Origin of the sequence: Myxococcus sp. CA051A (assembly GCF_013336705.1) — a bacterium.
Taxonomy (GTDB): Bacteria; Myxococcota; Myxococcia; order Myxococcales; family Myxococcaceae; genus Myxococcus; species Myxococcus llanfairpwllgwyngyllgogerychwyrndrobwllllantysiliogogogochensis.
Map to the genome: position 1 here is coordinate 339,889 of NZ_JABUMS010000003.1, position 25,215 is coordinate 365,103.

General features: G+C 68.3%; 24 protein-coding genes. 8 read left to right on the forward strand and 16 right to left on the reverse strand.

All coding sequences use genetic code 11. From position 1 onward, the window contains the following. Positions 1-82: 82 nt before the first annotated feature. The 7 genes from HUA74_RS11355 to nuoE all read right to left on the reverse strand — a co-directional run bounded on the left by HUA74_RS11355 (position 83) and on the right by nuoE (position 8,386). Positions 83-1,642: an NADH-quinone oxidoreductase subunit N gene (locus HUA74_RS11355; protein ID WP_141648587.1), complete on the reverse strand. Its 1,560-nt coding sequence runs from the start codon at positions 1,640-1,642 to the stop codon at positions 83-85. Between the two features lie 18 nt (positions 1,643-1,660). After that, positions 1,661-3,391: a NuoM family protein gene (locus tag HUA74_RS11360; RefSeq protein ID WP_174454579.1), complete on the reverse strand. Its 1,731-nt coding sequence runs from the start codon at positions 3,389-3,391 to the stop codon at positions 1,661-1,663. Then, the gene (nuoL, locus tag HUA74_RS11365; RefSeq protein ID WP_141643159.1) at positions 3,388-5,616 is read right to left on the reverse strand and encodes an NADH-quinone oxidoreductase subunit L; all 2,229 of its coding nucleotides are present in this window, start codon (positions 5,614-5,616) and stop codon (positions 3,388-3,390) included. The genes HUA74_RS11360 and nuoL overlap by 4 nt, the downstream gene beginning before the upstream one ends. Positions 5,617-5,638: 22 nt before the next feature. Beyond that, entirely contained in the window at positions 5,639-5,941 is a 303-nt protein-coding gene (gene nuoK, locus HUA74_RS11370; protein ID WP_141643162.1) for an NADH-quinone oxidoreductase subunit NuoK, read from the reverse strand. Between the two features lie 75 nt (positions 5,942-6,016). Further along, a complete protein-coding gene (locus HUA74_RS11375) occupies positions 6,017-6,526 on the reverse strand; it encodes an NADH-quinone oxidoreductase subunit J (protein ID WP_141643158.1) in 510 nt (169 codons plus the stop codon). Continuing rightward, the gene (gene nuoF / locus HUA74_RS11380; RefSeq protein ID WP_174454580.1) at positions 6,523-7,863 is read right to left on the reverse strand and encodes an NADH-quinone oxidoreductase subunit NuoF; all 1,341 of its coding nucleotides are present in this window, start codon (positions 7,861-7,863) and stop codon (positions 6,523-6,525) included. The genes HUA74_RS11375 and nuoF overlap by 4 nt, the downstream gene beginning before the upstream one ends. Before the next feature lie 34 nt (positions 7,864-7,897). Further along, the gene (gene nuoE, locus HUA74_RS11385) at positions 7,898-8,386 is read right to left on the reverse strand and encodes an NAD(P)H-dependent oxidoreductase subunit E (protein ID WP_141643156.1); all 489 of its coding nucleotides are present in this window, start codon (positions 8,384-8,386) and stop codon (positions 7,898-7,900) included. Between the two features lie 105 nt (positions 8,387-8,491). Here nuoE and HUA74_RS11390 point away from each other — a divergent pair, with 105 nt between their 5' ends. The 3 genes from HUA74_RS11390 to serB all read left to right on the forward strand — a co-directional run bounded on the left by HUA74_RS11390 (position 8,492) and on the right by serB (position 12,149). Continuing rightward, positions 8,492-9,241: a TIGR02266 family protein gene (locus tag HUA74_RS11390; RefSeq protein WP_141643155.1), complete on the forward strand. Its 750-nt coding sequence runs from the start codon at positions 8,492-8,494 to the stop codon at positions 9,239-9,241. Between the two features lie 67 nt (positions 9,242-9,308). Beyond that, positions 9,309-10,880 (forward strand): serine/threonine-protein kinase, encoded by a 1,572-nt coding sequence (locus tag HUA74_RS11395; protein WP_174454581.1) that lies wholly within the window; start codon positions 9,309-9,311, stop codon positions 10,878-10,880. Positions 10,881-10,949: 69 nt separating this feature from the next. After that, a complete protein-coding gene (gene serB / locus HUA74_RS11400; protein ID WP_174454582.1) occupies positions 10,950-12,149 on the forward strand; it encodes a phosphoserine phosphatase SerB in 1,200 nt (399 codons plus the stop codon). Positions 12,150-12,152: 3 nt separating this feature from the next. Here serB and HUA74_RS11405 read toward each other — a convergent pair whose 3' ends face one another. Continuing rightward, positions 12,153-13,022: a general secretion pathway protein GspE gene (locus tag HUA74_RS11405; protein ID WP_141643152.1), complete on the reverse strand. Its 870-nt coding sequence runs from the start codon at positions 13,020-13,022 to the stop codon at positions 12,153-12,155. Positions 13,023-13,103: 81 nt separating this feature from the next. Here HUA74_RS11405 and HUA74_RS11410 point away from each other — a divergent pair, with 81 nt between their 5' ends. Next, positions 13,104-13,298 (forward strand): CPXCG motif-containing cysteine-rich protein, encoded by a 195-nt coding sequence (locus HUA74_RS11410; protein WP_141643151.1) that lies wholly within the window; start codon positions 13,104-13,106, stop codon positions 13,296-13,298. A 249-nt stretch (positions 13,299-13,547) separates the two neighbouring features. Beyond that, on the forward strand, positions 13,548-14,000 hold the full coding sequence (locus HUA74_RS11415) for an Hsp20/alpha crystallin family protein (protein ID WP_174454583.1): 453 nt from the start codon (positions 13,548-13,550) through the stop codon (positions 13,998-14,000). 114 nt (positions 14,001-14,114) lie between these two features. Here the strand turns inward: HUA74_RS11415 and HUA74_RS11420 are convergent, their stop codons facing one another. From HUA74_RS11420 to HUA74_RS11445, 6 genes are all read right to left on the reverse strand, one after another. Continuing rightward, complete coding sequence (locus HUA74_RS11420; protein WP_015346747.1) at positions 14,115-14,735, reverse strand: response regulator; 621 nt, start codon at positions 14,733-14,735, stop codon at positions 14,115-14,117. Between the two features lie 35 nt (positions 14,736-14,770). After that, a complete protein-coding gene (locus HUA74_RS11425) occupies positions 14,771-15,352 on the reverse strand; it encodes an HAD family hydrolase (protein WP_141643149.1) in 582 nt (193 codons plus the stop codon). A gap of 32 nt (positions 15,353-15,384) precedes the next feature. Then, complete coding sequence (gene kdsA / locus HUA74_RS11430; protein WP_141643148.1) at positions 15,385-16,224, reverse strand: 3-deoxy-8-phosphooctulonate synthase; 840 nt, start codon at positions 16,222-16,224, stop codon at positions 15,385-15,387. After that, positions 16,221-17,855, reverse strand: coding sequence for a CTP synthase (locus HUA74_RS11435; protein WP_141643147.1), 1,635 nt, complete (start codon positions 17,853-17,855; stop codon positions 16,221-16,223). The genes kdsA and HUA74_RS11435 overlap by 4 nt, the downstream gene beginning before the upstream one ends. Before the next feature lie 84 nt (positions 17,856-17,939). Next, a complete protein-coding gene (locus HUA74_RS11440) occupies positions 17,940-18,173 on the reverse strand; it encodes a hypothetical protein (RefSeq protein WP_141643146.1) in 234 nt (77 codons plus the stop codon). Between the two features lie 316 nt (positions 18,174-18,489). Next, a complete protein-coding gene (locus HUA74_RS11445) occupies positions 18,490-20,256 on the reverse strand; it encodes an ABC transporter ATP-binding protein (protein WP_141643145.1) in 1,767 nt (588 codons plus the stop codon). Between the two features lie 94 nt (positions 20,257-20,350). Between HUA74_RS11445 and HUA74_RS11450 the strand changes: the two genes are divergently transcribed. Next, positions 20,351-21,199 (forward strand): aldo/keto reductase, encoded by an 849-nt coding sequence (locus HUA74_RS11450; protein WP_174454584.1) that lies wholly within the window; start codon positions 20,351-20,353, stop codon positions 21,197-21,199. Here HUA74_RS11450 and HUA74_RS11455 read toward each other — a convergent pair. Then, entirely contained in the window at positions 21,192-22,085 is an 894-nt protein-coding gene (locus HUA74_RS11455; protein ID WP_174454585.1) for a hypothetical protein, read from the reverse strand. The two genes, HUA74_RS11450 and HUA74_RS11455, sit on opposite strands and share 8 nt — an antisense overlap. Before the next feature lie 2 nt (positions 22,086-22,087). Beyond that, positions 22,088-22,828 carry a 3-deoxy-manno-octulosonate cytidylyltransferase gene (gene kdsB, locus HUA74_RS11460; protein WP_174454586.1) on the reverse strand — a complete coding sequence of 247 codons (741 nt, stop codon included), beginning with the start codon at positions 22,826-22,828 and terminating at the stop codon, positions 22,088-22,090. Between the two features lie 105 nt (positions 22,829-22,933). Here kdsB and wecB point away from each other — a divergent pair, with 105 nt between their 5' ends. Both wecB and HUA74_RS11470 read left to right on the forward strand, forming a co-directional pair. Continuing rightward, a complete protein-coding gene (gene wecB / locus HUA74_RS11465) occupies positions 22,934-24,064 on the forward strand; it encodes a non-hydrolyzing UDP-N-acetylglucosamine 2-epimerase (protein ID WP_174454587.1) in 1,131 nt (376 codons plus the stop codon). A 99-nt stretch (positions 24,065-24,163) separates the two neighbouring features. Further along, positions 24,164-25,207 (forward strand): RluA family pseudouridine synthase, encoded by a 1,044-nt coding sequence (locus tag HUA74_RS11470; protein ID WP_174454588.1) that lies wholly within the window; start codon positions 24,164-24,166, stop codon positions 25,205-25,207. Positions 25,208-25,215 lie beyond the last annotated feature (8 nt).

The window sequence follows — 25,215 nt, forward strand, 5'->3', positions numbered from 1 at the left end:
GCCCCGGAAAAGACGACGCCCGCCCGAGCATGAGGCCGGGGCGGGCGTGGGAACAACCACGGGGCAGGCAGCCCCGCGAGGGCTACTGGCCGAAGATGCTGCTGGCCTGCTCCAGCCACGCGGTGATGGGGCCGGGGAGGATACCGAACACCACCACGGCGGCGGTGGAGAGGACCAGCGCCAGCTCCGTGGACCAGCTCCGCTCGAGCGGCTGGGCGCCCTCGGGCACGGGCCGCATGAACATGTAGACCACCACGCGCAGGTAGTAATAGGCGCCCGCCGCGCTGGCGAGCACGCCGACGATGGCCAGGCCGATGAGGCCCGAGTCCACCGCGCTCTGGAAGATGAGCAGCTTGCTCATGAAGCCGATGGTGGGAGGAATCCCGCCCAGCGACAGCATGAAGGTGGCCATGGCCACGGCCCAGCCCGGACGGCGCTGCGCCAGCCCGCTGAACCGCTCCAGGTCCCACGCGGTTCCCTTCTCCTCGTCCTCGCGGCGCTCCAGCACGGACACCAGGGTGAAGGCACCCACGGCGCTGAAGGTGTAGGCGAGCAGATAGAAGAGGATGCCGCGCAGCGCCTGCGAGCGCGCCAGCTCCACCGGCGAGCCACCCGTCAGCTCGGACGGGCCCAGCAGGCGGAACTGCTCGCCCGGCGCGGTGACGAACAGCGCCGCCACGCCCACCAGGAGATAGCCGGCGTGGGCGATGGACGAGTACGCCAGCATGCGCTTCACGTTGCGCTGCGGAATCGCCAGCAGGTTGCCCACCACCATGGTGAGGAAGGCGAGGGTGGAGAACAGCACCAGCGGCAGGTGCGGGTCGATTCCCTTGCCCAGCGTGAGGAACACGCGAACCAGCGCCGCGAAGGCCGCGGCCTTCACGCCCGCGCTCATCAGCGCGGTGACGGGGGTGGGGGCACCCTCGTACACGTCCGGCGTCCACATGTGGAAGGGCACCGCGGCGACCTTGAAGGCGAAGCCGGAGCCCAGGAGGATGAGGCCCGCGTAGACCAGCGCCGGCTGGGTGGCGAGCGCGCCGGACAGCGGGCCCACCATGGCCGTCAGCTTCGTGGTGCCGGTGGCGCCGTACAGGAGCGCCGCGCCGTACAGCAGCACCGCGGAGGAGAAGGCGCCGAGGATGAAGTACTTGAAGCCCGCCTCGCTCGGCCGCGTGCCACGTCGCAGGTACGACGTGAGCGCGTAGGTCGCGATGGAGAGGACCTCCAGGTTGACGAAGAGGGTGATGAGCTCGTTGGACATCGCCAGCAGGCTCATGCCCGCCGCGGCGAAGAGCATCAACGCGTAGAACTCACCGCGCTCCGCCCCGCGCTTGCGCAGGAAGCTCACCGAGCTCAGCGCCGCCAGGCCCAGGCCCACGCACACCACGAAGGTGAGGAAGCTGGAGAAGGGGTCCAGCACGCCGAAGCCGAGGAACGCCTCGTGCGCCGGCTCGAACATGGAGGCCACGGCCACGGCGCCCGCCGCCACCGCCGCCACCACGGTGAGCACGGCCTGGTAGGAGCGCGACGCGGTGGCGCTGAGGAACACCTCCGACAGGAGCAGGATGCAGGCTCCCACCACCAGGATGATGGCGGGAATCAGCGGGAGGAAGTCTGCCAGGGTGAGATTGGGCAGGATCATGTCGTGGGCTCAGGCGGCTTACGGCCGAGACGAGGGGACGGCCCGGGCGGCGAGCGGGGTGGGGGCGCTCGGAGCAGCCACGGTGGGGTGGGCCGGCAGCGCCATCACCTCCACGCGCACCTGGTCCTCCTGCACGGTGGCTCCCGGGGTGCCCACGCGAGCGCGGGCGAGGAAGCGGCCAGTGGACGGCTCGATGCGGTCGAGGAACGGCTGCGGCATCAGGCCCATCACTCCGACGAGGATGATGAAGGGCAGCACCGTGAGCATCTCCCGCAGGTTCATGTCGGTCAGGTGCTGGTTCTCGCGGTGCGTGAGGCCGCCGAAGAACACCTTCTGCACCATCCACAGCATGTACGCGGCGCCCAGGATGACGCCCAGGGTGGCGAACGCGCCGAACACCATCGTCAGGTGAGGGTTGCCCGCGGCCGCGCCCAGGTCCGACTTGAACGTGCCCAGCAGGACGAGGAACTCACCGATGAAGCCGTTGGTGCCCGGCACCGCCACCGACGAGAAGGTGATGATGACGAAGGCCACCGTGAACACCGGCATGACCTTGGCGATGCCGCCGAAGTCCGCCATCAGTCGCGTGTGGCGCCGCTCGTAGAGGAAGCCGAACAGGAGGAACAGCGCGCCCGTGGAGATGCCGTGGTTGAGCATCTGGTACGCGCTGCCCGTGGCGCCCTCCGCCGTCAGGGCGAAGATGCCCAGCATGCAGTAGCCCAGGTGGCTCACGGACGAGTAGGCAATCAGCTTCTTGATGTCCCGCTGCGCCAGACACATCAGCGCGCCGTACACGATGCCGATGACGGCCAGCGTCGCAAGGAAGGGCCGGGCGTTCTGCGCGGCCACCGGGAAGAACGGAATCGCGTACCGCCAGAAGCCGAACGTGCCCATCTTCAGCATGACGCCGGCCAGAATCATGGAGCCGGCCACCGGCGCCTGCACGTGCGCGTCCGGCAACCACGTGTGCACCGGCCACATGGGCACCTTGATGGCGAACGCCAGCGCGAAGGCGGCGAAGAGCCACGGGCCATAGGTGTGCAGCGTCGCGGCCAGTCCCGTGAGCGAGTCACACGCTCCGGGGGGGCCCGCGTTGCAGGCGGACAGCTGCCGGTTCGCGTCCAGCAGGCCGTTGTACAGGGTGGAGTAGTCGAACGAGCGCGCGCCCGCGGGTGAGCTGATGAAGTACACGGCGATGAGTGCCACCAGCATCAGCAGCGAGCCGACCAGCGTGTAGAGGAAGAACTTCACCGCCGCCATCTGGCGGTCCTCGGCGCCCCACACACCCACCAGGAGGTACATGGGGATGAGCATGGCCTCGAAGAAGATGTAGAAGAGCAGCACGTCCAGCGACACCAGCGCGCCCAGCATCGTCGTCTGGAGCACCAGCAGCGCCAGGTGGAACTCCTTGATGCGGTGGCTGATGTACGTGGTGGAGGCCATTACCACCAGCGGGCCCAGGAACACCGTGAGCAGGAGCAGGCTCACCGCCAGGCCATCCACGCCCAGGTGGTAGCTGAGCCCGAACTCCTTGAACCAGGACACCCGGTACTCGAGCTGGAACTCCGGGCCGCCCGGCTCGAAGCGCATGTACGCCCACACGCCGAACACGAGGTCCACCAGCATGGCGATGAGCGTGACGGTGCGAATCTGTCCCGACTCGCCCGCCGGCAGCATCAACACCAGCACCGCGAAGATGAGGGGCAGGAAGACGACGAGGTTGAGCAGGTGGGTGTCGAAGAAGCTCATTGCAGCACCTGGATGAGGGCGTAGGCGACTCCGCCCAGCAGGGCGAGGGCCATCACTGCGGCGTAGGCCTGGGCGTCGCCCGACTGGACGTAGCGCAGCGCGCTGCCCACTCGCGCCGTCACCCACGCCGTGCCGCGGACCGCCACGGTGTCGATGAGGAGCGCGTCCACCACGCGGAAGAGGATGAAGCTCATGAACTTCACCGGCCGGATGATGGCCAGCTCGTACAGCTCATCCACGTAGAACTTGTTCTGCGCCGTGCGGCGCACCGCCCGGGCGAACGCGGGAACCGGCTGGCCCACGCGCGCCGGGAAGAAGCGCAGGTAGAGGAAGCCCGCCAGCGCGCCGCCAGAGACGGCGACGAGCCACGCGAAGACGTAGTCGCCCATGGCGGGGACGCTGGTGTCCAGTTCCACCGTCTTGCCCGACGCCACGATGCGGTTCATCGCCGCGAACACCGGGCTCAGGAAGTTCTCGAACACCGGCTGGGGCCGGCCGTCGCCCGGCGCCTTCATCAGCGGCCACGCGTACACCGCGGACACCACGCTGAGCACCGCCAGCACCACCAGGGGCAGCGTCATCTGCCACGCGCTCTCGTGAGCGTGCGCCAGCTTCGCCTCCTTGGAGCGCTGACCCTCGAAGGTCAGCAGGTACACGCGCGTCATGTAGAACGCGGTGCAGGCGGCGATGAGCAGGCCCAGGTAGTAGACGACGCTGGACACCCAGTGCAGCCCTTCCAGGTGGTTGTGGTGCACGCCGTGGAAGATGGCGTCCTTCGAGAAGAAGCCGGACAGCGGGATGATGCCGGTGATGGCCAGCGTGGCGACGAAGAACGTGCCCCACGTCCACTTCATCTCGTGGCGCAGGCCACCCAGCTTCTTGATGTCCGTCTCGTCCCCGTTGCCGTGCATCACGCTGCCGGCGCCCAGGAAGAGGCAGGCCTTGAAGAACGCGTGCGTGACGAGGTGGAGCACCGCCGCCCAGAACACGCCCATGCCCACGCCCATGAACATGATGCCCAGCTGGGACACCGTGGAGTAGGCGAGCACCTTCTTGATGTCGTCCTGCGCGAAGGCGATGAGCGCCGCGAGCAGCGAGGTCAGCGCGCCGATGATGGCCACCGTGGCCATGGCCGTGGGGCTGAGCACCAGCAGCGCGGACATGCGGCTGAACAGGTAGATGCCGGCGGTGACCATCGTCGCCGCGTGGATGAGGGCGGAGACGGGCGTCGGGCCCGCCATCGCGTCCGGCAGCCAGACGTAGAGGGGCAGCTGCGCGCTCTTGCCCGCGGCTCCCAGCAGGAACAGCAGCATCGCCGCCGTCATCACCCCGCCGAACGTGTAGCCCTCCAACGGGCCCGCGGCGATGGGGGTGGACAGCGTCACCTTGCCGCCGCCCTCGGGCAGCGCCTCGGCCATCTTCTGCAGGCCCAGGAAGGTGACGGGGCCCTTGTCCTGGAGCGCGGACGCGTAGCGCTGGCTGCTGCTGCCCGCCACCGTGTAGTCGCGCTCGTCGGCCTGCTTGTTGAAGGCGCCCACCAGGAGCACCATCAGGAACGTGGCGATGAGGAACGCGAAGTCACCGATGCGGTTGGTGACGAACGCCTTGCGGCCCGCCCACGCCTTGGCCGGGTCCGTGTACCAGAAGCCGATGAGCAGGTAGCTGGCCATGCCCACGCCTTCCCAGCCCACGAAGAGCAGGACCAGGTTGTCGGCCAGCACCAGCGTCAGCATCGCCGCGACGAACAGGTTCAGGTACGCGAAGTAGCGCCAGTAGGACTCGTCGTGCTCCATGTAGCTGGTGGAGTACAGGTGGATGAGGAACCCGACGCCGGTGATGACCAGCAGCAGGGTGCCCGACAGGTGGTCCACCATCAGCCCGAAGTTCACCCGGAAGTCGCCCACGGCGAACCAGGTGCCGTAGTCGTGCGCCAGGGCGTAGCGCACGTAGTCGCGCTCGTTGCCGAACGGGTTCACGAGGAAGGACAGGAGCCGGCGGGTCTCCGGGTCCGTGGCGCTGGTGGCCCAGAAGGCCAGCACGCTGAGCACGAACGCGCCGCCTACCGCCGAGCAGGCGACCAGGTTCACGTTGGCCCGGCCCAGCATCTTGCCGAACACGCCGCAGATGAACGCGCCGAGCAGCGGCAGGGCGATGATGAGCCACAGGGAGGGCGCCATCACGTCGGGAGCGACGGGCGCCGTCGTCAGGAATTGCGAGAGGGTCATGACAGGGCTCCTGGCGGGTCCGTCAGTGCTTCATGGTCCGGATGTCTTCCACCAGGACGCTGCCTCGGCTCCGGAAGACGGCGATGACGATGGCGAGGCCAATGGCCGCTTCCGCCGCCGCGACGGCGATGACGAAGAAGGCGGAGACATGGCCAACGCTGTCTCCGTGCATTCGGGCGAACGCGAGGAAGGTCAGGTTCGCGGCGTTGAGCATCAGCTCCACGCACATGAAGATGACCAGCGCGTTGCGGCGCACCATCACGCCAAACATGCCCATGCAGAACAGGGCGGCGGCAAGCAGGAGGTAGTAGGAGATGGGGACCATGGGCCGATTCGGGGCCTCGCGGGCGACGACCTGCGCCGCCATCTAGCACAGAAAGTTGGGGGGAGTCGGCAGCGATCAGATTCGCGACTTGGCCACCACCACGGCGCCCACCATGGCCACCAGCAGCAGCAAGCTCACCGCTTCGAAGGGAAGCAGCCACTGGGTGAAGATGACCTGACCCAGGGTCGCCATGGTGCCGAAGGTCGCCTGCCCCTCCAGGCCCAGCGAGGGCGGCGGCCCGGAAGGCAGCTTCGACAGGGCGATGCCCAGCACCACCAGCAGGCCCACCGTGGAGGCGCCACCCACGATTCGCGCCAGCGTGGGCCGGCCCCGCGTGGGGGACTCGCCCAGGTTGAGCAGCATGATGACGAAGAGGAAGAGCACCATGATGGCGCCCGCGTAGACGAGCACCTGGAGCACCGCCACCGTGTGCGCCCAGAGCAGGATGTACAGGCCCGCCAGGAAGAAGAAGGTGGAGACCAGGGCCATGGCGGAGTTGATGGGGCTCCGCGCGAAGATGACCGTCCCGGCCGACAGCAGCGTCAGGAGCGCGAACGCCCCGAAGAGGATGAGCTCGATGTTCAAGACCAGTCTCCGAACGAACCCCAGGGCTTGTCGCCGAACGGGCAGCGGTGCTCGCGGATGTGGGCCTCGAACTCGTCCTTGTACCGCATCAGGAACGAGTGCGTGGGCAGCGCCGCCGCGTCACCCAGCGCGCAGATGGTGTTGCCCAGGCCGATGGGCGGGTAGGGGGCAATCGAGGATGCCACGTTGGACAGCATCTCGATGTCGCCCGGCTCGCCGCGGCCCTCTTCAATCTTGCGCAGAAGCCGCGTCTGCCACGGCGTGCCCTCGCGGCACGGCGTGCACTGGCCGCAGGACTCCTCCGCGTAGAAGCGCGCCACGCGCCACAGGCTGCGCACCATGCAGGTGGAGTCGTCCATGACGATGACGCCGCCGGAGCCCGCCATGGTCTGCTTGACCTTGAGGGCCTCGAACTCCATGGCCACGTCCAGCTCGTCCGCGCCCAGCACCGGCGCCGAGGACCCGCCCGGAATCACGGCCTTCACCTTGCGACCCGCCGGCAGGCCCCGGCCGAACTTGTCGTCGTAGATGAGCTCCGCGAGCGTGGTGAACATGGACACTTCGTAGACGCCGGGGCGGTTCACCGAACCGGACAGGCAGACCAGGCGCGTGCCGCCCGACTTGTCCGTGCCCAGCTTCGCGTACCAGTCCGAGCCCCCCGTGAAGACGTGCGGCACGCTGGCGAGTGTCTCCACGTTGTTCACCACCGTGGGGCTGCCGAACAGGCCGACCACCGCGGGGAAGGGGGGCTTGAGGCGCGGCCAGCCCTTCTTGCCTTCCAGGCTCTCCAGGAGGGCCGTCTCCTCACCGCAGATGTAGGCGCCAGCGCCACGGACCAGGTAGCAGTTGAGCTCGAAGTCCTTGCCCAGCATCTTCTTGCCGAAGATGCCCGCCTTGTAGGCCTCGTCGATGGCCGCCTGGCAGCGCTCCGCGGGGAACTTGAACTCGCCGCGCAGGTACACGTAGCAGGTGTGCACGCCCAGCGCGTACGACGCGATGGCGATGCCCTCCAGCATCATGTGCGGGTCGTCTTCCAGGATGTAGCGGTCCTTGAAGGTGCCCGGCTCGGACTCGTCGCCGTTGACGGCCAGGTACTTGGGCTTGGGGCTGTCCTTGGGGACGAAGCTCCACTTCAGGCCCGTGGGGAAGCCGGCGCCGCCGCGCCCTCGGAGGTTGGACTTCTTCACCTCGTCGATGATGGCCGCCGGCTGCATCTCCAGCGCCTTCTTGAGGCCCTCGTAGCCACCGCGCTTCTTGTAGCTGTCCAGGGTCCAGGACTGCGGCTTGCCCCAGGCCGCCGAGATGATCGGGTCGATCGTCTTTGCCGTAGCGGTCATGTGATGACGTCCTACCGGAGTAAAAGGGGTGGGCTCAGCTCAGCTTGGCCAGGATGGCGTCCAGCTTGGCGCGGGTGAGGCTCTCGTGATGATCCTCGTTGATCTGCAGGCACGGTGCGGTGCCGCAGGAGGCCAGGCACTCGGTCTCGCGCAAGGTGAACTTCTCGTTGGCTTCACCTGCCTTGAGGCCGAGCTTCTCCTCCAGGTAGGCGAGCATCTTCTCCGCTCCCCAGAGCGAGCAGGACAGGTTCGTGCAGACGTCGATGACGTACTTGCCCGGCTTCTTCAGGTGGTACATCACGTAGAAGCTGGCGACCTCGTAGGCGCGCTCCGGCGTGACTTCCAGGCTCTTGGCGACCAGCCGCAGTCCCTCGGGCGGCAACCAGCCCTTGATCTCCTGGAGCACGCGCAGCGCCGGGAGCATGCCCGCGCTTTTGCGATCAGGGGGGTAGTGGGAGATGATCTCCGCGATACCCGCGTCGAACTTCTTCTGCTCTTCAGGAGTGAACAGGGGCTCCGCCATGGCGGGGGGCTACGTATTGCTCCCATGGCCGCGTTGTCAACATAAACCCTCGACGGTACACTGGGCCGCCATCAGCAAATTGCCGAGCGATTTCAACCCCTTGTTATGACCCCGGGCCCAGAGAACAAGCGCCAGCACCCCCGGATCCCGGCCGTGCTGAAGGTGGAGTACGCGGACGGACGCCATGCGCGTGACGTCACGGAGAACCTGTCCCATGCGGGGCTCTTCGTGCAGACCGAGCAGGCCTTCACATTGGGGGAGGACGTCCGGCTCGCACTTTCTTTCCCGGGACTGCTGGATCCGGTAGAAGTCAGCGGCATCGTGGCCTGGGTCAGGCCGGCGAGCTTCGATCAGCCCGGAGGTGTCGGCGTCCGAGTGGAGCGCGCAGAAGACCGGCGGAGACTGGGTGACATCTTGAGTGCGGCAGGTCCAGACAGCCAGGAGTCCACCGGCGAGCACGAGGGGTACCGTGTGCTCATCGTCGAGGACAACCCGCACATCATCGAGATGTACAGCTACGTCCTGAAGAAGCTGGCCAGCGGGGAGCTGCACGGGAAGGTGCCCCTGGAGGTCCACTTCGCGCCGGACGGTCACCACGCGCTCCTGATGCTGCGCGAGGGCCGCTTCAGCCTCGTCATGACGGACCTGTACATGCCGGTGATGGACGGCTTCGCCCTGGTGGAGCGCATCCGCGAGGAAGAAGCGCTCCGGGCCATCCCCGTCATCGCCATCTCCGCGGGCGGCAAGGAAGCCCAGGACCGCGCCCTGCAGCTCGGCGTCGACATCTACCTGCGCAAGCCGGTGAAGTTCGTCGAGGTGCTGGAGACGGTGAAGCAGCTCTTGCGCATCAAGTAGCCGCCCCCCGGGTTCTGGCAGTCCCACGTTGAGTGAGGACGGGGGGACGTCGTAGAGTCGCCCACCCATGCCGAAGGCCGCCATCAACCGCGACGCCGTCAGTGGCGAGGCGCTGTTCATCCTCCGTAACCTGAGGGAGAACGGCCGACTTGGACGCTCGAACAAGCTGGCCGATGTGAAGGCCGCTCTCGAACCGTCCGTCTCGCTCGAGTTCGACAACTACTTCTTCTTCCTGCGCAAGTTCCACTACATCGCCATGGACCGCGAGGCCCAGCTCAAGCTCACCGACCAGGGTGAGCGCGTGGCGGGCGGGGAACTTGGGGACAAGTTCTCCACGGAGGTGGGCGAGTTCTTCGCCGAGCAGCTCGCCTCCGCCGAGGACGAGCCGCCGGTGGCCCAGGGCACCGAGGAGCCCATGCAGCTGCCGCCGCCCCCGCCAGAGCTGCTGCTGGACGAGGCGGAGGTGGTGCCCACCGGGGCCACGCAAATCGCGCCGCCTCCCTCGCCTCCGTCCATGGCGCCCATGCGGGCCGCGCGCTCGGCCATGCCCGCGCTGGAGTTGACGCCCCCGCCGGGGGCGGCGCAGGTGCCGTCGTCCGTCGGCTCGCCTTCGCCCGTGGCGCTCATCACCCCCGCGGTCCCCGAGCCTCGCCGGGAGACGTCCATCGGCCCCGCTCCCGTCGCTCCCGCGCCGCTGCCCTTCGCTCCTCCTGCGTCGTCCGTTTCCTCCATGCCCCCTCCCGCCGCCACTCCTGTCGCCGCCGCGCCCGTCGCTTCCAAGGGCACCGAGCTGGACCTGCGCTACCAGAAGTTCGACCCCATTGGCACGGGCCCCCTGGGCACCGTCTTCAAGGGTCGCTTCACGGCGCTCGGGCTGGACATCTGCCTGAAGGAGCTCAAGGACATCTTCGGCTACTTCTCCTTCCTGCAGCGTGGGGAGGTGCTCAAGCGGCTGAAGAAGGAGCTGTGCGCGCAGGCCCAGGTGCGCCACCCCGGCATCGTCCAGGTGGTGGATCAGAACGTGGACGCGAGCCGGCCCTACTTCGTGCTGGAGTTGATGAACGGCAGCCTGAAGGAGCGACTGGAGGCGGGCGGTGGCAGCGGCGTGCCGGTGCCCTTCGCGCTGCGCACCTTCCTGCAGATGGCCTACGGCCTGCGCGCCGCGCACGCCACGGGCCTGACGCACCACAACCTCAAGCCGGAGAACGTCCTCTTCGACGCGTACGGCAACGCGAAGCTCGCCGACTTCGGCCTGGGCCGCGTGGTGGAGGTGGACTCCACCAAGGGCATGCCCCAGGTCTTCGTGGGCACCGGCGGAATGCCCTACATGGCCCCGGAGCTGATGAACCGGGGCGCCAAGGAGCCGGGCCCGTCCGCGGACGTCTACGGGCTGGGCATCCTGCTCTACGAGATGCTCACCGGGCAGATTCCCGGCCGCCGCTCGCCCCTGCCCTCGGAGGTGAATCCCGAGGCGCCCAGCGGCCTGGACCAGCTCTTCGACAAGGCCACCCAGGACAAGCGCGAGCAGCGCTACCCGGACGTGGATGCGATGCTCGAGGACTTCTACAAGGCCTTCCCGGACAAGGAGTTCCTCGTCCGGGGCGACCTCGTCCTCTCCTCGGACGCGCCGCAGCCGTGATTCACCGGTGGGCGCGGGCCGCATGAGGCCCGCCCCGCCCGCGCGCGGTCGTGGCATCGTCCGGGGGACATGACCCCGACTTCTTCCGGCTGCGTGCTCGTCACCGTCACGGGCAAGGACCACCCTGGCATCACCGCCCGCCTCACCGGCCTGCTCGCGGAGGCGGGCGCGGAGCTGCTCGACGTGGAGCAGGTGGTGGTGCAGGGCCGCCTCACGCTCTGCCTGCTGGTGCGCCTGCCCGACGCGCATGGCATCCCCAGCGCGCTGCTCTTCGCCGCCCGGGAGCTGGGCGTGGACCTGGACTTCCAGGCGGTGGAATCGCCGGACGCGAGCGCCCCCGCGAAGTCCGCGCCCGCGCGCTACGTCGTCACGGCGGTGGGCCGCGCGCTGGGCGCCCGCGAGCTGCATGCGTTGTCCTCGCACCTGGCGGGGCAGGGCGCGAACCTGGAGCGCATCGTCCGGCTGACGCACACGCACCTGGGCTCGGTGGAGCTGCACGTCACCCTGCCTGACTCCGTGGAGCCGGAGGCGCTGAAGCGCTCCCTGCTGGCGCTGTCCATGCGCGACAACACCTTCGACGTGGCGCTGCAGCGCGAGAGCCTGTTTCGCCGCAGCAAGAGGATGGTGGTGATGGACATGGACTCCACGCTCATCCGCATCGAGGTCATCGACGAACTGGCGCGCGCGCACGGCGTGGGCGAGCAGGTGTCGCGCATCACCGAGCGCGCCATGCACGGGGAGATGGACTACGACGAGTCGCTGCGCCAGCGCGTGGCGCTGCTGGCGGGGCTGGACGTGGCCGTGCTGCACCAGCTCGCGGCGAACCTGCCGCTGACGGAGGGCGCACAGACGCTGGTGCGCGTGCTGCGGCGCCTGGGCTACCGCACCGCGGTCATCAGCGGAGGCTTCTCCGTGGCCGCCGAGGCGCTCAAGGCGCGCCTGGGCATCGACCATGCCTTCTCCAACGTGCTGGAGGAGGAGGGCGGGAAGCTCACCGGGCGCACCGTGGGGCCCATCGTCAACGCGCTCCGGAAGGCGGAGCTGCTGGAGCAGCTGGCGAAAGAGGAGGGCATCCTGCTCGAGCAGGTCATCGCGGTGGGCGATGGCGCCAATGACTTGCTGATGCTGGAGCGCGCGGGGCTGGGCATCGCCTTCCGCGCCAAGCCCCGGCTGCGCGAGGCGGCTGATACCTCCATCTCCGCAGGCGGCCTGGACGCCATCCTCTACCTCTTGGGGCTCACCGGTCGCGAGCTCGAGGAAGCCGGCTGACGACTACAGCCGCATCTTCGCGGCCAGCTCCCGCTGCTGCAGCTTGCCCTTCTCCAGCAGCAGCTCCAGCAGGGCGCGCAGAATCTTGGAGCTCTTCTCCTGGTTCTGCTGGAGCGTCTGCAGGCGCTGCAGGTCCTCGTCCGTCCACTCGGAGGCCGGGACGCCGCCGGCCAGGATTTCATCCAGGATGTCCGCCGCGCTGGAGGAGCCATTGGCCACGGGCGGTGCGGGCTTGTCCGCGGCACGGGGCGCGGGCGCGGTGGCGGGAGAGCCCGGCGGGACGATGTCGGCGATTCGCTTCACCACCGTGTTGCCGCTCATGTCGACGACCTTGAACTCGTCCTCCTCCTGCTGCTCCTCGTCGACGGTGGAGGGCGTGTTGGCGGACTGGCTGCGCGACGGCGCGAAGCGGCTGCTCGCCACCGGCTCCTGGTTCCGGTAGTGCCGCAGGATGGCGTGCTCGATTTCGCGCTCGCCCGCCACCATGGGCACCACGCGAGCGCGGCTGCGGGCCGCCACCTGGTCCAGCGTGGCCAGGTCCGTGGGGTCCGCCATCGCCAGCACCAGCGTCTTGCCGTTGTCCTTGAGCGACACGGGGAAGACCGCCTTCTGCTCGGCCAGGCCCACCTCCACGCGCGCCAGCGCGCTCGCGTCGCGGCTGATGTTGCCCAACTGCACCCGCTGCATCCCCAGGCCCTGGCAGATGGCCTCGGTGACGATGTCCTCGCTGGCCAGCCCCAGGTCCGCCACCACGCGCGACAGCCGCCCGCCCCACTGGTCCAGGGTGGCCATGGCGCTGCGCAGCTGGAGGTCGTCGATGACGCGGGCCTTGACGAGGATGTCACCAATACGATTGCGGGAAGGAGAAGCCATGGCTCGGGAGTCTACCGTCTGAATGCGCGGACGCTCAGTCCGCGACGCAATCGCCCGCTTCGAGGGCGAGGAGGCACCACCATGCAGCCCTTCGCGGAAACCGCCATCCAGCAGTGCCCCTACTGCGGCGAGGAGGTAGAGGTCGACGTGGACCCCATCGGCGCCAGCGCGGAGCACTACATCGAGGACTGCCCCGTGTGCTGCCGTCCCTGGACGGTGCACGTCGCCCGTGACGAGGAAGCCGTCTCCGTGTCCCTGGGCCGCGAGGACGACTGACGCCGCGGTACCCGTCCTGGAAGGCGCCTTCCCGGTGCGCAGGAGGGCAGGCAGGCGGGCTTGTGGGGACGGGCGCGGCGGGGCCGGGGGCGTTGCTTGACACGTCCCGGAGCATGGTTCTCTTGAGTCTTGTGAGGCGGCGCTGGAGTGGAGCCCCGATGGGGCCCCCGAGGCGACCGCCGACTACGACAACGTCTGTGATTCACACACCGTGCACCCTGCCCAGGGTGGCACGCACAGGAGAAGACCATGCAAAGCCGAAACCCGTTCAACTCCGCCGTGGTGGTGAACCCCCTGATGCGCGACTTCGACGCGCTCTTCCGTGAGCTGGGGCAGCCGGGCTTGTTCCGTCAGTCCGCGCGGAGCACCGAGCACGCTCCCGCGGCCGACATCCTCGAGTCCGAGGCCGGCGTCACGTTGCACCTCGACATCCCTGGCGTGGACGTGAAGGACATCCAGGTGACGGTGGAGCGCGACGTGCTCACCGTGAAGGCCGAACGCAAGGCGCAGCCGCTCGCCGAAGGCGTCAGCGTGCGTCGTCAGGAGCGCGGCCAGGGCAGCTTCACGCGCTCGTTCTCCCTTCCGGAGACCGTGGACGCCACCCAGGTGGAGGCGCGCTACGAGCAAGGCGTGCTGACGCTGACGCTGCCTCGGCGCGAGGAGTCCAAGCCCCGAGTCATCGAGGTCAAGGTCCAGAGCTGAACCGCGCGCACACCCCTCCTGGGAGGCCGCTGTCCGCCGAAAACGGCGCGGCTTCCTGCTGACTTCACCCCTGTCGAGGGCTTCCGCGAGGGGGTGGCGGAAGCCCTCCGCGCTTCAGCGCTTGGCGCTGAGCGAGATGGGCACGCGGAACAGCTCCAGCACCTGCTGTACATCCAGCGGCTTGGCGAGGCACGCGAGCGCGCCGGCCTGCTTCGACTGCTCCACCACATCGGCGGTGTGCACGGACGTCATCGTGATGAGACGCACGCCCTCCATCTGCTTGCGCTGACGAATACGACGGCACACCTCCAGGCCATCGATGTCCGGCATGTTGAGGTCGATGATCATGCCGTGCGGCTTCTGCTCGGACACCAGCAGCAGCGCCTCCACGCCACTGGTCGTCGTCTGCAACTCCACCTGCGCCGCGAACGGCTTGAACGCGCGCTTGATGGCGTCCAGCACCGCGCGCTCGTCGTCCACCACCAACAGGCGCACCGTGCCGCTGCCCAACTCCTCCGGCACCGGCATCTGGTGGGTGATGAGGAACGTGCGCAGGTCCGCCGACCGCACCCGGCGGTGACCGCCCGGCGTCCTGAAAGCCATCAGGATGCCCCGGTCAATCCACTTGCTCACCGTGGACGGATCCACCTGAAGCAAGCGACTGATGTCGTGCGTCGTGTAGAGCTGGTCCGTCATCGCCGTACTCCCCTCTTGCTGCATCATTCCGCTGCCCATGGAATCAACCACCTACCTTGAATACGGGGTTTCCTTCAACCTCTCTGCGCACTGCGTCCATCAGTCCCCCTCATCAGACCCACGGCGTTCTCCCACCGTCCACTGGCCTTGAGGCACAGCTCGACGAGCTCTCGGGCGGCGCCACGGCCGCCCGGACTCTGGGTGATGAAGTGAACCTCCTGACGCACCTCGGGAACAGCATCCGCGGGACACGCGGACAAGCCCACCCTCGAAAGAGGGGCCAGGTCATTGTGGTCGTCACCCATGTAGGCACACGCCTCCAGGGGAACGGCCAGTTGCTGGAGCAGCTCGTCCAGTGCGGCACCCTTGTCGCGGCGGCCTTGAAACACAGCCGCCAGCCCGAGCTCCCTCCCGCGAGCCTCCACGATTCCTGAGGTGCGGGCGGTGAGGATGGCGGCGGGCAGGCCCGACAACCGGGCCATGACCAGGGCGTGGCCATCCTTCACATCGAAGCGCTTCATGAGCTCCCCGCCGTCGCCGTAATACAGGCCGCCGTCGGTGAGCACCCCGTCCACGTCGAAGACAAGCAGCCGCACGCGTGCCGCGCGAGACGTCAGCTCTTCCTTTCCAGGCTTGGAAGGTGCTTCCGTCGACATGACTCGCTCGGCTCCTCCCCTCGTCGTGTCCATCAACCGGGCTCGTGTCCCAACACCCGGCGGATGTTCAGCACATTTCGTACCACGTCCTCGAACATCTGTGGATTGAGGGAGCACGGACCGTCACACAGGGCACGATCAGGGTCCTCATGGACTTCCGTGAACAATGCATCAATCCCGGCCGCCGCGGCGGCATGGGCGAGCAGTGAGACGAACCTGCGCTCGCCCCCCGTCACTCCGTCGCCGGAGCTGGGCTGCTGCACGGAATGCGTGGCGTCGAAGCACACGGCCAGGCCCGCCTCGCGCATGTGGGCGAGCCCTCGCATGTCCACCACCAGGTTGTTGTAGCCGAACGTGGACCCCCGCTCCGTGACGAGCACGTTGGGGTTGCCCGACTCGAACGCCTTGCGCGCCGAGTGGACGATGTCCCTGGGGGCTACGAACTGTCCCTTCTTCAAGTTCACGCCCTTCCCCGTGCGAGCCACGGCCTCCACCAAGTCTGTCTGCCGGCACAGGAACGCCGGTATCTGGATGATATCCACAACTTCCGAGGCAGGACCTACGTGGCTGGTTTCATGGACGTCCGTGAGGACCGGGACGCCCACTTCATCCCTGATACGCGCTAGAATACGCAGCCCTTCCCGGAGGCCAGGACCTCGGAAGGACTTCCCGCTTGTCCGGTTGGCCTTGTCGTAGGAGCACTTGAACGCGTAGGGCACGCCCAGTCGGCTGGTGATGCCCTTGAGCAAGTGAGCATGTTTCAGCGCCATCTCCTCGGACTCGATGCTGTCCGGGCCGGCGATGACGAAGAGCTTCTGCCCGGGGCCGACCTTGTAACCACACAGGTTGATGGGGAGGCTGCTGGCGCTCATGCGCGCACCTGACCGGCCGTGGCGTCACGCTGCTCGAGCGCCGCCTTGATGAAGCCGGAGAAAAGAGGGTGAGGAGCAAAGGGCTTGCTCTTGAACTCGGGATGGAACTGGCAGCCGACGAAGTACGGGTGGTCCGACAATTCAATCATCTCCACGAGGTTCAGCTCCGGATTATGCCCGGAGATGACGAGTCCCGCCTCCTGAAGCCGGCCCCGGTAGGCGTTGTTCACCTCGAAGCGGTGGCGATGACGCTCCTGGATGGTGTCCTGGCCATACAGCTGGTGTGCCCGTGAGCCGGGCTTGAGCGCGCAGGCGTAGCTGCCCAGACGCATGGTGCCGCCCTTGTCCTGCACCGTGACCTGGCTCTCCATGAGCGTCACGACGGGGTGCGGGGTGTGCTCGTTGAACTCCAGGCTGTTGGCCGCGGGGAGGCCCAGCACGCTGCGGCTGAACTCCACGACGGCCATCTGCAGGCCCAGGCAGATGCCGAAGAAGGGGATTTTCTTTTCCCGCGCGTAGCGGACCGCGGCGATTTTGCCCTCGGTGCCACGCACGCCGAAGCCGCCGGGCACGAGGATGGCGTCCACGCCCGCCAGGAGCTTCTCCGGGCCTTGCGCCTCCACGTCCTGGCTGTCCACGAAGTGCAGGTTCACCTTCACGTCGTTGGCGATGCCGCCGTGCAGCAGCGCCTCGTTGAGGCTCTTGTAGCTCTCCGTCAGGTTCACGTACTTGCCGACGATGGCGACCTGGACCTGGCCGCGCGCGGGCTCGTACACCTTGCGGATGATGTTCTCCCAGCGCTCCAGGTGCGGCGCGCGGCTCCAGATGTTGAGCACCTCCGCGAGCCGGTCATCCAGACCCTGGCGGTGCAGCTCCAGCGGCAGCTCGTAGATGCTGCGCACGTCCGGCGAGGTGAACACGTTGCCCGTGTCCACGTTGCAGAACATGGCGATCTTGTCCTTGATCTCCCGAGACACCTCGCGGTCCGTGCGACACACGAGGAAGTCGGGCTGGATGCCAATCTCCCGCAGCTTCATCACCGAGTGCTGCGTGGGCTTGGTCTTCACCTCGCCCGCCGCGCCGATGTACGGCAGGAGCGTCAGGTGCACGTAGACGGCGTTCTGGCTGCCCACGTCGTAGCGCATCTGCCGGATGGCCTCGAGGAACGGCAGCGACTCGATGTCGCCCACCGTGCCACCGACCTCGACAATCACCACGTCCGCGTCCTGGGCCGCCTGACGGACGCTCGCCTTGATTTCATCGGTGATGTGCGGAATCACCTGCACCGTCTTGCCCAGGTACTCGCCGCGGCGCTCCTTCATGATGACCGCGTGGTAGATGCGGCCCGACGTGAAGTTGTTGAGCCGGCTCATCCGAGCGTTGGTGAACCGCTCGTAGTGGCCCAGGTCCATGTCCGTCTCGCCACCATCCTCCGTGACGAAGACCTCGCCGTGCTGGAACGGGCTCATCGTGCCCGGGTCCACGTTGATGTACGGGTCCAGCTTGAGCAGCGTGACGGCGAGCCCACGGTTCTCGAGCAGGGCGCCGATGGATGCCGAAGCGAGGCCCTTGCCGAGGGAGCTGACCACTCCGCCCGTCACGAAAATGAACTTGGTTTTCTTGGAGCGCATATCCCGTTCTGCCAAGTAGGGCAGGGATGCGTCAATTATTCTGAGTAGGACGTGCGGCCGGTCGGCGCCCCGGCTGACACCTTCTCAGTTGCCGTCCCAACCACCCGGGCGAGACACGGCGAACTCCCGGACGTCGGGTTGTCCGACCCGGAAGGCGCGCAGATCGCAATTGCGGCAGCTCCACCCCTCCCAGCCGCGCTTGACGACCATGTGCAGGCAGGCGTCGTAGTTGGGGCAGTAGAGGTTGCGCTGCGCATCGACAGCCTCTTCGTCGCGCAGGGCGGTGGGCAGAGGGCTGGGGCACGGGGTGATGGACACGGCGAATCTCCCGGATGGGTACGAAAAGGGTCGGCCACTCCCCCCGGCGGGTCGGAACAGGTCGCTTACGACTCCATTCCCGGGAGAAAGTAAAAGACCCGTCCCCGCGCGAACGCGGAAACGGGCCCTTGAAACCTTCAGCGTCTGCCACCGCCGCGGTGACCCTCTTCAGGCCGCCGTGGCGGAGGTGGACGCCTGATTCTTGCTGTCAATCAAGGCATCACCTCCTTTCTTGAGGATGGAAGAGCTAATCACCGGCTTGATTCCGCGCCACTTTCCAGAGCGATAAGCGCGGGCTCGGGTGGTGGCCAGCCGTTCAGGCGGCGACGAACTGGCGCTCCACCAGCCGGCGGTAGAGGCCTTCCTGGCTCATGAGGCTCGCGTGGGTGCCGCTCTGGACGATGCGGCCGCCCTCCAGCACGAGCACCCGGTCCACGTTGGCCACGGTGGACAGGCGGTGGGCGATGATGAGCGTGGTGCGGCCCTTCATCAGTCGCTCCAGCGCGTCCTTCACCAGGTGTTCGCTCTCCGCATCCAGGGCGCTCGTCGCCTCGTCGAGGATCAGCAGGCGAGGGTCCTTCAGCACGGCGCGGGCGATGGCCACGCGCTGCTTCTGGCCTCCGGAGAGCTGGACGCCGCGCTCGCCCACCTGGGTGCCGTAGGCTTCCGGGAAGCGCTGGATGAAGTCGTGGGCGTTGGCGGCGCGCGCGGCCTCTTCCACCTGGGCGTCGGTGGCGTCCGGCTTCGCGTAGCGGATGTTGTCCGCGATGGAGCAGGAGAACAGCTGCGGCTCCTGCGCCACCATGCCGATGTTCCGGCGCAGCCACTCCGGCTCCAGCGTGGTGAGCGGGTGCCCGTCCAGGGCGACGGCGCCCCCTTGCGGGTCATAGAAGCGGGACAGCAGTGACGCGAGGGTGGACTTGCCCGCACCGGACGGACCCACCACGGCGACGACCTCGCCGGGCCGCAGCTCCAGGTCCAGGCCCTGGAGCACTGGCACGTCGGGGCGCGTGGGGTAGGAGAAGCGCACGGCGCGGAACTCCACATGTCCCTTCACCGAGGCCAGCCGCTCGCCTCCGGCGGGAATCGCGGGCTCGCGGTCCACCAGCTCGAAGACGCGCTCGGCGGCGCCGGTGGCGCGCATGACGTCCGCCCACACCTCCGTCACGGCGCTCAGCGAGAGCGCCACCAACGAGGTGTAGATGAGGAACGACGTGAGCGCGCCGGCGCTGAGCTCGCCGTCCACCACCATCCGGCCGCCGTACCAGAGCATCGCCGCGGTGGAGCCGTACATGGCGATGGAGGCGCTGCCCATGAAGAGCGCCCCCTGCCGCGCGCGCTCCTTCGCGAGCTGGAGCGCCCGGTCCACCGCCGCGCCGTAGCGTTCGACTTCATGGCTCTCCGCGGCGAAGGAGCGCACCGTGCGGATGCCGGAGAGGTCCTCCTCGGCCACCTCGCTGGAGGCCGCGAGCGCGTCCTGTGCCGCCTTGGCGAGCACGCGCACGCGACGGCCATACACCACCGCGCCAATGGCCACCGCGGGGATGAGGGCGAGCATCACCATCGTCAGGCGCGGGGACGTCAAGAAGAGCAGCACCACGCCGCCGAGCCCCTGGCAGGCGTAGCGCAGCATCATGGAGACATTGGTGGTGACGGTGCTCTGCAGGATGCTCGTGTCCGAGGCGAGCCGGCTGGTGAGCTCACCGGTGCGGCGCTCGTCGAAGAAGGCCACCTCCTGGGAGAGCAGGCTCTGGAACAGGCGCTTGCGCAGCCGCGTCACCACGCGCTCGCCCGCGTTGCTGAAGAGGTAGACGCGCAACGCCATGGCCACCGACTGCACGACGAAGACGCCGAACATCACCAGGGCGATGGTGTCGAGCCGCGAGCGATTGCGGGCGCCGAGCGCCTCGTCCACCAGGTCTCCGATGGCGCGCGGAAACACCAGCGTGGCCGCGCTGCTGACGAGCAGGAAGAACGTGCCCACGACGAGCGTGGGGACCTCCGGCTTCGCGAGGGTGAGCAGGCGACCCAGCGTCAACCGCGAGGGGAGATGGGGCTTGGAGGCGGTCGAGGTGGGGGACACGCGCGGAGACTAGCGCGGAGCCCCTCGCTTCGCACGGTCGCGGGCTGTCGGAACGGGTGGGAGGTGCTAATCCTTCGGGGCACGGAGGTAGGCCATGGAGCAGCGCGTTTTCGGCGGCACCGGGAAGCAGGTCCCCGTCCTCGGTCAGGGCACGTGGCAGATGGAGGAGGATGACCGCGAGGAGGCCATCCGCTCCCTGCGCGCGGGGTTGGACCTGGGGCTCACCCACGTCGACACCGCCGAGTTGTACGGCCACGGCCGCGTGGAGGAGTCCATCGTCTCCGAGGCCATCGCCGGACGACGCGAGGAGGTCTTCCTCGTGTCGAAGGTCATGCCCTCCAATGCCACCTACGCGGGCACGCTGACCGCGTGCGAGCGGAGCCTGAAGCGACTGCGCACCGACTGGCTCGACTGCTACCTGCTGCACTGGCCCGGCTCGCACCCGCTGGCGGAGACGGTGCGCGCCTTCGAGAAGCTGGTCGCGGACGGGAAGATTCGCTCCTGGGGCGTGAGCAACTTCGCGGTGTCGGATTTGGACGAACTGCTGACGCTCACGAAGCCCGAGCACATCGCCTGCAACCAGGTCCTCTACCACCTGGAGGAGCGGGCCATCGAACACGCCGTCCTCCCGTGGTGCGAGGAGCAGGGTGTGGCGGTGGTGGGCTACAGCCCCTTCGGCAACGGCCGCTTCCCCAAGCCCCAGAGTCCGGGAGGGCGCGTGCTGGAGGCCATCGCCCGGGCGCATGACGCCACGGCCCGACAGGTGGCGCTCCAGTTCCTCGTGAGGCGGCCCTCCCTGTTCGCCATTCCCAAGGCGAGCCGCGTGGCCCACCTGCGCGACAACGCGGCCGCCGTGTCGCTGAAGCTCTCCGCGGACGAGCTGGCGCGCATCGACGCCGCGTTCCCCAAGGGCGCCTACAGCGACGCGTTGCCCGTCATTTGAGGCCGGAGGCGAAGGCCTTGCGGAAGGCGGACACGGTGGGCTCTCCCTCGCCCACCGTCACCGTGCCCGTCTCGCCCTCCAACGCGGCTCGCATGCCCTTGCCCCGGACGAAGCGCACCGTGGCGATGCGGCGCATCACCTCGCGTCCCTGCTCCTGCGCGAGCGCGCGCAACGCGTGGCCCGTGACATTCACCGCGGCCTCCAGCGCGCGACGTCCGGGCTCGTCATCCAACCCCACCCAGTCCACCTCGAAGCGCAGCGGCCTGCCACCCAGTGCCTTCTCGCCCGGCCAGAACTGCTCGGTGAGGGCGTGCGGCAGCTTCTCCACCAACGTCGCCACGTCCTGACGCGTGGGCGTGGGGCGCACCAGTTGCGTCAGCTCGAGCAGCTTGCTGGCCTGGCCCACCGTCACCGCGACCACCGTCGCCAGGTCCACGTACGTCACCGACTCCGAGCCGAGCAGGCCCTCCTTGCCGAGCGCCAGCAGCACCGAGTCTCGCGGCGCGTAGTCCACCACCGTGCCCGTCACGGTGTGTCCGTGGGCCAGGTGCAGCGTGACGGTGACGGTGGGGACCTCCTCGCCCGTGCGGGCTCGTATCGCGAGCGTCCCGAGTTGCTCCAGCACCCGCTCCACCTTGCGCGACACCAGTCGCTGCACGCCCTCCATCTGGTGTTCCTCGTCGTCCGCCCACTTGCGTCGGCGCGGGTCGTACTTCGGCGTCGGTGCGGGCGCGGGCGTTGGCGCGGGCGTCGGTGCCGCCGCCGCGACGTGGGGATTCGCGGGGACTTCCTTCGCGGGCTCCGGGGGCGTGGCGGCGGGGGCCTCCGGCGTCTCGTCCTTCGCCTTGGTGTCGTTTCCGCCAAACAGGTCCTGGAAGATGCCCATGGCTACAGTCCTTTCTCGCGCATGACGGCTTCAACCTTCGCGACGTCTCCGGGGACATCCACCGCGACCGTGCGCCAGGAGACTCGGGCGCAACGGATGGAGATGCCGTGCTCCAGCGCGCGGAGTTGCTCCAGCTTCTCCGTCTCCTCGAGCGGCGTGGGCGCCAGCTCCGCGAGCCGCAACAAGACGTCCCGCCGGTAACCATACAGGCCGATGTGGCCCCAGCGGGGGACGGGAGTCCCGGTCTCCCGCGCGTGGGGGACGAGGCTGCGGCTGAAGTAGAGCGCGTCGCCGTTGAGCGCGAGCACCGCCTTCACCACATGCGGGCTGTCCGCTTCGTCCACCTCCAGGGGCCTGACGAGTGTGCCCATGCGCACGGTGGTGTCCGTGAAGAGTCCGGCGAGCGACTTGAGCGCCTCCGGGTCCACCAGGGGCTCGTCACCCTGGACGTTCACCCACACGTCCACGTCGGGCCGCTCGCGCGCCACCTCCGCCACCCGGTCCGTCCCCGTGGCGCAGGCGGGGCTGGTCATCACCGCGCGGCCTCCGAAGCCCTCCACGGTGGCGCGGATGCGCTCGTCGTCCGTGGCCACCCAGACCTCGTCGAAGACGCCCGCCTCCTGACAGCGGAGCCACACGTGCTCCACCATGGGCTTGCCGGCGATGAGGACGAGCGGCTTGCCGGGGAAGCGGGTGCTGGCATGACGGGCGGGGATGACGGCGATGGTGCGTGAGGAGGGCATGGCACACTCGGTCTATCAGATTCAGGACGGACGCTGGCTCCGCGGAGGCGAGTCGCCCCGCAGCCACTAGGCATCCGACTCGCCGTGCCTAGCTTGGCTGGCGACATGAAGAAGGTCATCCATATCGTCGGTGCGCGGCCCAATTTCATGAAGGTCGCGCCCATCCACCGGGCCATCGCCGCGCGCACCCCGCTCCAGCAGATCCTCATCCACACGGGGCAGCACTACGACGTCAAGATGAGCGACGTCTTCTTCTCCGACCTGGGCCTGCCCGCGCCAGACGTGCACCTGGGCATCGGCTCCGGCAGCCACGCGCAGCAGACGGCCCGGACGATGGTGGAGCTGGAGAAGGTCTTCCTGGAGCACAAGCCGGACCTCGTCTCCGTCGTGGGTGACGTGAACAGCACTGTCGCCGCCGCGCTCGTGTCGTCGAAGCTGGCGATTCCCCTGGCCCACGTCGAGGCCGGCCTGCGCAGCTACTCCCGGCACCAGCCGGAGGAAATCAACCGCGTCGTCACCGACCGGCTGGCCGACCTGCTCCTCACGCCCTCGCGCGACGCGGATGCCAACCTGCTCAAGGAAGGGCTGGAGCCGGACCGCATCCACTTCGTGGGCAACGTGATGATCGACTCACTGCTCGCCTCGAAGGAGCGGGCGGAGCAGCTGCCCGTGCTGAAGAGCCTGGGCCTTGCGCCTCATGGCTACGCGGTGTGCACGCTCCACCGGCCGTCCAACGTGGATGACCCGCGCGTGCTCGGCGGGCTGCTGTCCGCGATTGCTCACGTGGCGTCCCGAATCCCGGTCGTCTTCCCGGTACACCCGCGCACGCGGAAGATGATCTCCGAGCAGGGACTGGGCTCCGCGTTCGAGCGCAATCCGAACCTGCGCCCCGTGGACCCCATGGGCTACCTGGAGTTCCTCGCGCTGACGTCGCAGGCCCGGCTCATCCTCACCGACTCGGGCGGACTCCAGGAGGAGACCACTGCGCTGGGCGTGCCGTGCCTCACCCTGCGCGAACAGACCGAGCGCCCCATCACCGTCGAGGAAGGGACCAACGAGGTGGTGGGCACCGACCCGGACCGCATCCGCGAGGCCGCCGACCGCGCGCTCAACGGGCAGGGCAAGAAGGGAAGCGTGCCGGAGTACTGGGATGGTCGCTCGGGTGAGCGCATCGCGGACCTGTTCTCGCGCTTCCTCTCCGTCGAGCAGGGCTCGCTTCGCGCTGTCTCCGCTTGATGGAGGTGACGAGGGGCCGCGACACCTGTGTGACGGTGCCTCGTGGCCGTGCTCGTTCCGACTGTGCGTGCTTCCGCTCCATGTTAGAGCTGGGAGGTCATGCGCGGCGATGAGGACGCATCGGCGGAGGTCTCCGCCTCCGAGAAGGACCCGGCCCCCGAGGGCTTCGTCGACATCCCCTTCGTCGTCGAGCCCAACTATGCGGGCTGGCGCCTGGAGGACTACCTGGGCCAGAAGCTGCGCCGCATGCCCCGGGAGCGCCTGGCCGGAATCATCCTGCGCGGTGTCCGGTGCGACGAGCAGCGGCTGAAGCCCTCCACGCCCGTGTATCCCGGCATGGCCTTCCGACTGCGCCGCCCCGGTACCGAAGAACCCGAGACGCCCACGGAGCTCCCTGTCGTCTTCCAGGATGATTGGCTGCTCGTGCTCGACAAGCCCGCGGGACTGCCCATCCATCCCACTGCGCGCTACCACAAGGGCACCCTCGTCTCCATCCTGCGCGAGCGCTTCGGTGAGCGCTTCGCCGAGCCCGCGCACAGACTGGACCGGGAGACCAGCGGGCTCGTCGTCTGCGGACGCACCACCGAGTCGTGCCGGGTGCTGGGACGACTCTTCGTCTCGCGCGACGTGCACAAGGAGTACCTCGCCGTCTGCGAGGGCCATCCCTCCGAGGACTCCTTCGTGGTCGACGCGCCCATCGCCGAGGGCACCGAGCTCATCCGCATCGCCGTGCGCATCGACCCCGTGGAGGGCAAGCCGAGCCGCACCCGCTTCCAGGTGCTCCAGCGCTTCACTCGCGAGGGTGCGCCCTTCGCGCTGCTGCGCTGCTTTCCGGAGACAGGTCGTCAGCATCAGATTCGCATCCACCTGCACGTCGCGGGCTTCCCGCTGGTGGGCGACAAGATGTACGGGCCGGACCCCGGCTACTTTGATCGATTCAGCAAGCACAGCCTGGAGCCCGAGGCGTGGACCCGGCTGCGGCTGCCTCGACACGCGCTGCATGCCGCGCGCATCGTCTTCCCGCATCCCGGCACCGGTGTGGAGGTTGCCTTCGAGGCTCCGCTTCCCTCCGACCTCACGGACTTCATCGCGGGGGCTTCGCTGCCGCCCGCGCCTCCCGTGAAGGGCGGCGGGGAGGTTTAGCCGGGGCC